At 75.5% G+C, this 7,169-nt stretch carries 6 protein-coding genes; all 6 read right to left on the minus strand.

Annotation, left to right across the window (positions count from 1 at the left end):
• Positions 1–13: 13 nt before the first annotated feature.
• Positions 14–1,066 (minus strand): peptidoglycan DD-metalloendopeptidase family protein, encoded by a 1,053-nt coding sequence (locus BWR60_RS38195; RefSeq protein ID WP_429913030.1) that lies wholly within the window; start codon positions 1,064–1,066, stop codon positions 14–16.
• 419 nt (positions 1,067–1,485) lie between these two features.
• Positions 1,486–2,790, minus strand: a complete 1,305-nt coding sequence (locus BWR60_RS18435; protein ID WP_179221832.1) for an ImcF-related family protein — start codon at positions 2,788–2,790, stop codon at positions 1,486–1,488.
• Positions 2,783–3,997 carry an FtsX-like permease family protein gene (locus BWR60_RS18440; protein ID WP_088152483.1) on the minus strand — a complete coding sequence of 405 codons (1,215 nt, stop codon included), beginning with the start codon at positions 3,995–3,997 and terminating at the stop codon, positions 2,783–2,785. The genes BWR60_RS18435 and BWR60_RS18440 overlap by 8 nt, the downstream gene beginning before the upstream one ends.
• Positions 3,994–4,725, minus strand: a complete 732-nt coding sequence (locus BWR60_RS18445; RefSeq protein WP_088152484.1) for an ABC transporter ATP-binding protein — start codon at positions 4,723–4,725, stop codon at positions 3,994–3,996. Before BWR60_RS18445 ends, BWR60_RS18440 begins: the two co-directional genes overlap by 4 nt.
• Positions 4,722–6,746 (minus strand): vWA domain-containing protein, encoded by a 2,025-nt coding sequence (locus BWR60_RS18450; protein ID WP_088152485.1) that lies wholly within the window; start codon positions 6,744–6,746, stop codon positions 4,722–4,724. Before BWR60_RS18450 ends, BWR60_RS18445 begins: the two co-directional genes overlap by 4 nt.
• The coding region (locus BWR60_RS18455; protein ID WP_429913029.1) for a hypothetical protein at positions 6,743–7,169 on the minus strand (427 nt) is incomplete at its 5' end. The genes BWR60_RS18455 and BWR60_RS18450, both read right to left, overlap by 4 nt.

Genomic DNA, 7,169 nt, shown 5'->3' on the forward strand with positions numbered 1-7,169 from the left:
CCGTCGGCGCCGGTCAGGACCGGATCGCGATGGCCAGGAGCGATTTCAGGGCTTGGCCGGCCTCGAGGAACGGCATCGGGTCGATCGGCTGGCCGCCGCGGCGGATCTCGTAATGCACATGCGGTCCGGTCGAATCGCCGGTCGATCCCAGCGTTCCCAACACGGTGCCGGCGGTCACCGCCTGGCCTTCGGTCACGGCGATGGAATCCATGTGGCCGTAGCGGGTGACCAGGCCCTCCGCATGCTGGATCTCGACCATGTTGCCGTAGCCGCCGGCCACGCCGGCGCGCAGCACCTTGCCATTGCCGGTGGCGAAGATCGGGGTGCCCTGCGGCGCCACCAGGTCCAGCCCGGCATGCAGTATCAGGATCCCCTTGATCGGATGGATCCGGTACCCGAACGGGCTGGACATGCGGTATTCGGTGCGCAGCGGCGTCGCCAGCGGCAGGGTCGGCAGCCGGGCCGCCAGCGCGGTTGCCCTGGCGTCCAGCGCGACCGGGGCGAAGGGGCGGGCGGCGGCCGGCGCTTCGGTGTCGAGCCCCAGGCGCGAGAAGGCGCCCTCGATGGCGGACACGGCGACGGCCAGGCGGGCCGCCTGGGCCAGGCGGCGATCCGCGGCCGCGAGCGCCGCCGGGGGCAGGCTGGGGGCCGTCACGGCGACATCCGGCTCCTCCTGCTGCGCCGGCAGTCCGGGACCGGCCGGCTGCTGCGGCGCCTCACCGCGCATCCAGGCATACAGCCCGACGCCGGCCGCCGCGCCCAGCACCAGCAGCAATGCGACGACAGCCAGGATGCCGGCGCCATGACCGGGCCGGTGGCGTGGGGGAGAGGTGGGGAGCGGATCTGGCTNGGCCGGAGCCAGCCGTTCCTCCGCCGCCGGCGTCGCCAGGACGACGGCGGCGGGCGGGCCGTCATCGCCGGGGGCGGCGCGCTGGACCAGGAACCGCGCGGCGATGGCGGGCGGCATCCGGGCCGCCGTCGCGGCCGACCCGTCCACCAGGGCCCGGGCCAGGGCCGGCGAGGCCAGGGCCAGCACGGTGCCCGGCTCCAGCCGGGCCCGCAGCATGTCGACCAGGGCCGGCTGACCCTCCTCCGCCGCATCGTCGGGTCCGGCAAAGCCGACAGGCCCCGGCGTCGCGCCGTCGAGCCGGTGCAGGCCGGCCCCGCCGAGCCGCAGGCACAGCAGATGCGGCAGGCTGGTCAGGGCGACGATCACGGCGACGCCTGTCTCGCCCCCCTGCGCCGTGCGGCTGCGGTGGCCCAGGCGCAGCGCTTCCCGCTCCAGCCGCCGCCGGACCAGGCGCGCGGCCTCCGCCTGCGTCAGGCCGGCCTCCAGCGCCGCCAGGTCGGCCAGGATCGCCGCGGCCTCCGCCGCGCCATCGGTGCCGGCCGCGACCGCGACGGCCCACAGGCCGAGATCCGGGCGCTCCAGGACATGGGGGGCGCCCGCCGCCCCCGCGACCGCCGCCGTGTCGGCCGCGGCGGTCAATCCAGCCCCGGCGCAGCCTGGCTGCGGTCGCGGGGCAGGCTGCCGGCCCGGTCGATGAAGGGCCGCGCCGCATCGGCCAGCGCCGCGAAGCCGGGCAGGTCGGTGCCTTCCGGCAGCAGCCAATTGTAGCGGCGGTCGATCTCCTGCCACGGCCGGCGGCCGCCCAGCGCCTGGGCCAGGGCCGCCAGCCGCGGCTCGGCGGCAGCGCTCTGAGCGGTGTCGAACAGGGTCGCCTGCCGGGCTGCGGCGGCCAGGCGCAGCAGCGGGCCGGGTGACCGGGTCAGCGCCGCCACCAGCCTGGCGGCCTGGTCCGGGTCGGCGGGCGCCCGGGCGATCTCGATATCGCCCAGCAGCGCGTCCCAGGCCTGGCCGGCATCGGCCAGGTACAGCGCCAGTACGGCCTCGGTCAGCTCCCGCCCGGTGGCCTGGGGCGCCGTGCCGCCGCCCAGCACCCAGGCGTCGGATTGCAGCGAGGCGGAGATGTCGGCGAGGGCGGGCGCGACCACCTCCTGGAACCCGGCCGCGGTCAGCAGCCCGGGGATCGGCGTCGCCATGGACTGGCCCGAATGCCGCACCACAGCCCATCCGTCGGCCCCCAGCACCCGGTCCGGCCGGAAGGCGGGCAGGCGCTGTGCCGCGTCCGAGGTGCGGATGGCGGCATAGGCGCGGGTCGGCAGCGGCGCCTGGCGCAGCCGCGCCCGGACGCGCTCGACCGTCGCGGGATCCAGCGTGACGGCCAGGCGCGGCCGGGCCGCCAGGGCGCGGTCGAGCTGCCGCAGCAGCCGGTCCTGCCGGTCCGCCGCGTCGAACGACCACTGCACCTGGGCCCACACCCGGGTCAGCGACTCCTGCGGCGGGCCGGACCCGGCCAGGGCCAGCAGCAGCTTCAGCCCGTCGAAGGCCAGCTCCGGCGCCACGTCGGGGCGGTCGATCCGGCCCAGGACGCCGGCGGCGAAACGCTGCAGGAACGCCTCGCCCAGCAGGCTCCGGTCCAGGTCCCGGCGCCCGGCCGCCAGCCGGTCCAGTGTCGCCGCGTTCAGGGCCGGGCGCCGCCACCAGGGTAGCCCGTCCTCCGGCAGCGGCGCGGCGGCGAGGGCTTCCAGCGCCGGCAGCACGGCGCCCGGGTCCTCCGGGGCCTGGTCCGCCGGGGGCAGGGCCACGGTCGCGGCGGCGATGGCGTCGCGCGTGCGCGCGGCGAGGTCCTGGTTCGAGAGATGCACCGCGGCCAGCGCTGCGACGATCGCGACCAGCAGCAAAGCGAGGACGGCCGGCCACAGCCGGCGGCGGTGCGGCTCAGACATCGCGCAGCGCCTCGGACGGCTGGATCCGCGCCGCCAGCAGCGCCCCCCAGCTGGCGGAGAGCAGGGCCGCGGCGATCGTGACGGCGGCGGCGACGACGCCATGCTCCGGCAGCAGGCGGCAGATCCGCTCCCCCACCTGCATCCCGTCGGCGAAGACCGTGTTCAGCACCGCCGCGGCGGCCGCGAACCCGGCGCCGGCCAGGATCAGGCCGAGCACCGCGATCAGCAGCGCCTGGGTCATCGGGAAGGCCACCAGCGCCGGGGTCGGCAGCCCGATCAGCCGCAGCATCGCCAGGTCGCGCCGCTTGCGCTCGACATGGCCGCGCAGCCCGGCGGCCAGCGACACCAGATAGCCGATCGCGCCGCATCCGGCGACCAGCCAGAAGGCGATGCCCAGGTTGCGGTCCAGCGACTGCATCTGGCGGATGTCGGCGGCGGCGGTGCGCACCTCGATGCCGCGGCCCTTCAGCATCGCCTCGATCCCGGCAACGTCGTAGATCGACCGTGCATACATCCGGAACCGGGCGAACACCCGCTGCGTCGCCGGGGGCGGGGCGCCGGCCCAGCCGCGACCGGGAACGGCCAGGCCGTCGCGCCAGTCCTCGGTCGCCACCAGCAGGTCCAGCGGCGCCAGCACCGCCTCGGCCGGCGCCACCGGCGCCGCGGTGACGGCGGAGATGGTGAGGGGGATGTCCTGGCTTTCCATCCGCCCGTCGCGCTGCCGCGTGATCGTGGCCAGCAGCCGGTCGCCCGCGGTGGCGCCCAGGGTCGCGGCCAGCCGCTCGCTGACCACCACCGCGTCGCCGTCCGGCGGCGCGGCCTGGCCCAGCATCGGGTCATCGGGCCCGCTGGGCAGCAGCGCCACGCCGGAGCGGGGCGGCCGCGCCCCGTCCGCGCGCCGCAGGGTGGTGAAGCCGGCGGCGATGGCCCGGGTCGCCGGCACCATGAAGCCGACCCCGGGCGCCCGGGCGATCTCGGCCAGAAACGCCTCGTCATAGCGGCCGCTGCCGGCGGGCAGGATCTCGCGGTTGCGCGGATCCTCGATCAGCCGCTGGGCCATGGTGTCGATCAGGCCGAAGCGCAGCCCGAACAGGACCAGCAGCGGCGCCAGCACCGCCGCCAGGCCCAGCACCTGGCACAGGGCGACACGCCAGTCATGGGCGAAGTCGCGGCCGGCCAGGCCGGCGGCCAGCAGGATGCGCCTCATGACCGGAAGGTGGCGCGCACGACGCCGCCCTCCCGCGCCAGCGCGTGCCGGATGACGGGCCGGCCGCTGGCCTCGGCGCGCGACCAGTCATGCGACGCGATGATGGCCGTGACGCCCAGCCGCTCCGCGGTCTCGACCAGCAGGCCGAAGACCCGGTCGGCGGTCGGCGGGTCCAGCGACGCCGTCGGCTCGTCGGCCAGGACCACGGCCGGGCGGTGCGCCAGGGCGCGGGCGATGGCGACGCGCTGCCGCTCCCCCACCGACAGCCGGCCGGGCAGCAGCCCGGCCAGCCGGCCGAGGCCGAGCCGCTCCACCAGCCCGGCCAGGTGGGCGCGGTCGACCCGGCCGGCGATGCGGGCGGTCAAGGCGATGTTCTCCGCCACCGACAGATAGGGCAGCAGGCCGCCGGTCTGCAGTACATAGCCGATGTGACGGGCCCGCAGCTCGGCCAGCGCGTCCAGCCGCCGGCCGCGCCACAGCGCCGCCAGGTCGGCGGGCGCTCGGCCGCCGTCGTCCAGGGTGAAGGTCGCCGCCTGGCTGGGGGCCAGGGTGCCGGCGAGGAGGTCGAGCAGGGTGGACTTGCCCGACCCGGAGGGCCCGATCAGGAACACGACGCCGCGCGCGATCGTCAGCTCCGGCACATGCAGCTCGAACACCGCCGGGCCGGAGACGCGGCGCACCAGGACGTCGCGCAGCGCATAGACCGGCGCGCCCGCGGCCGCGGTCACGGCAGGGCGTCCAGCGGGATCGGGTAGACGGCGTCGCCGCCGGTGCGGTTGCCGTCGAGCGAGATCCACAGGTCGGCGTTGTCGTAGATCTGCTGGTACAGGGTGACCTTGGCGTCCAGGTCATCCAGGAACTGGCGCTGCTGCCCGAAGCTCCAGGACAGCCAGTCATCCTCGGTCAGCTCCATGATCCGGCTGCGATAGGGCAGGCCGTCGAGATACTCGCCGATCAGGCCCAGGTCGGTCAGGCGCCGGCCCTCGGCCAGGGCGACGCTTTCCGGCCGGCGCGCCATGGTCGCGGCCGCGCTGCGCAGCTGGCCGAAGAAATCGGCCGGGGCGATGCGGGTGACCTCGCCGGCATCGATGATCGTCTTCAGCGTCGATTGCAGGTCCGACAGCTGGTTCTTGGTGATCAGCACCCGGACGTCCAGGGTCTTGCGCGACGGGTCGGCCAGGTCGCGGTCGGTGACCCAGGCGGAGAACAGCCGCGGCGGCGCGCCGCCCTCCATCCGGCCCAGATAGGCCAGCTGCATGGCGCGGCCGACCAGGCCGGCCCGGGCGAAGGCCTCAGTGTCCGCGCCGGCGTCGCCATTGTCCTTGGGGCCGGCTTGCGCCGGCTGCTCGGCCGCGGCGACCTGGCCCTTGGCGGCGTCCTCCATCTGCGTCGCGATGATGCCCGAGACCCGGTCGATCACCGCCCCGAAGGCGCGGACGTCGCCATCCCGGATCGGGAAGTACAGGCTGCCGACATTCGGATAGTCGCTGAGCGCGCGATACGCCTCCTCGGCCGAGGCGTGGTCGTCCTTGCCGGCGACGGTCTTGAGATGGATGGTGATCAGCGCCGCGCCCTTGGACTGGGCCAGGATGCGCAGCTGGTCCGGGTCCAGATGGGTCGAGGAATAGCGGTCGGCGGCGCGGCGCGGCCCGGCATCGGTGACCAGGACGACGAAGCGGCCGGACACGCCGCTCCAGTCGATCTGGTCCAGCGCCGCCTTGACCCCGGCGAAGGAATCCTCGCGGAAGTCCAGGTTGTCGCGGCGCGACGCCTCGGCCGCGTCCAGCCGGCGCAGGAACTGCGTCTTGTCGACATGGTCGGGCAGGTCGGCGAACACCCGGCTGATATACCCGTCCGGTGTGCCGTCCTTCAGCACGTCGCGGAAGCCGACCAGGCCGAAGCGCAGCGCGTCGCCGCGCCTGGCCCACAGCTTGTCCACCAGGGCCCGGATCGTGTCGCGCGTGCGCTCGACATACGGGTCCATCGAGATGGTGGTGTCGACCACGAAGACGACGCCGGCGGTATAGCCGGCCATCACCGCCTGATCCGGCGGCTTGGGGGCGGTCGGGGCGGCCGGGGCCGGTCCCGGCTGTTCCTGCAGCGAGGTCGCCGCCACCTGCAACGCCAGGCCGTTGAAGCCGCTGGCGAAATAGCCGCTGGTCCAGTTCAGGATCGGCAGCAGGTAGAAGGTCTTGGCCGGGTCGATCCAGCGCGGCGGCTCGATCGAGGTGACATGGCTGTCGGCGGGCGGGCTGCCGCCCTCCGCCGCCTGGCGCAGCGCCGCCGCCTTGGTTGCGGCCGCGGGATCCTCCATCAGCGCCAGCAGGGGAGCGGAGTCGTCGAAGAACAGCGCCCGGTCGCGATTGACCGGGTTGGTGAAGGCGACGACCAGCGTCTGCTTCCAGTCGATCGCCTGGGCCGCGGGGATCCAGCCCAGCGTCCGGCCGTCGGCGGTCGTGCCGACCTCCAGCGCCACGCCGTTGCGGCTGGGCACGCGGGCGTAGACGAACATGACCGACAGGGGCGGCAGCTCCGCCCCCGACGGGTCATCGCCCGGCGCCTTGGCCAGCCGCGCACCCGGCCGGGTCAGGATCCGCTGCTGCAGGCTGGTGGTGCCCTCCATCAGCAGCGGCTGCCGCGGCGCCGGCGCGGCGGGCTGCGTCTGCGCGGCCGCGGGCAGGATCCCGGCCAGCAGGGCCAGCAGCAGCGCGGCGGCGGCGAGGCGCGGGCGGCGCGACGTCGTCCTCATGGCGTCTGCTCCGCCTTGGGCGGAAGGGTCCGCAGCCGGCCGCGGGCATCGGCCACGCCGCGCCGCAGCGCCAGCTCATAGAAGTGGCGTGCCCGCTCCGCATTGGGCGCGGTGAAGGGGTGCGGCCCCAGGTCCCACAGCAGCGGGTCATAGAACCGGCCGACCGCGAACGCCGCGTCGCCGCTGCCGCGGTCCGAGGCCTCGAGCCACAGCGCCAGCGCCGTCTGGGCGTCCTGCTTCTCGGTCAGGTAGCGCAGCCCGACGGCGTAGATCTCCTGCGGCGGCCGCTGCACGATCCGCATCAGCACCGGGGTGCTCGGCGCCGGCAGCGGGCCGGTCAGCAGCGAGTCCTCCTGCGGCGCGACCGGCGGCGGCGGCGGCACGGGGCAGGGCGGCACGATCGGCCTGTCCGGCAGCGCATCC

The sequence above is a fragment of the Inquilinus limosus genome (assembly GCF_002195995.1).
GTDB classification, from domain to species: domain Bacteria; phylum Pseudomonadota; class Alphaproteobacteria; order DSM-16000; family Inquilinaceae; genus Inquilinus; species Inquilinus limosus_C.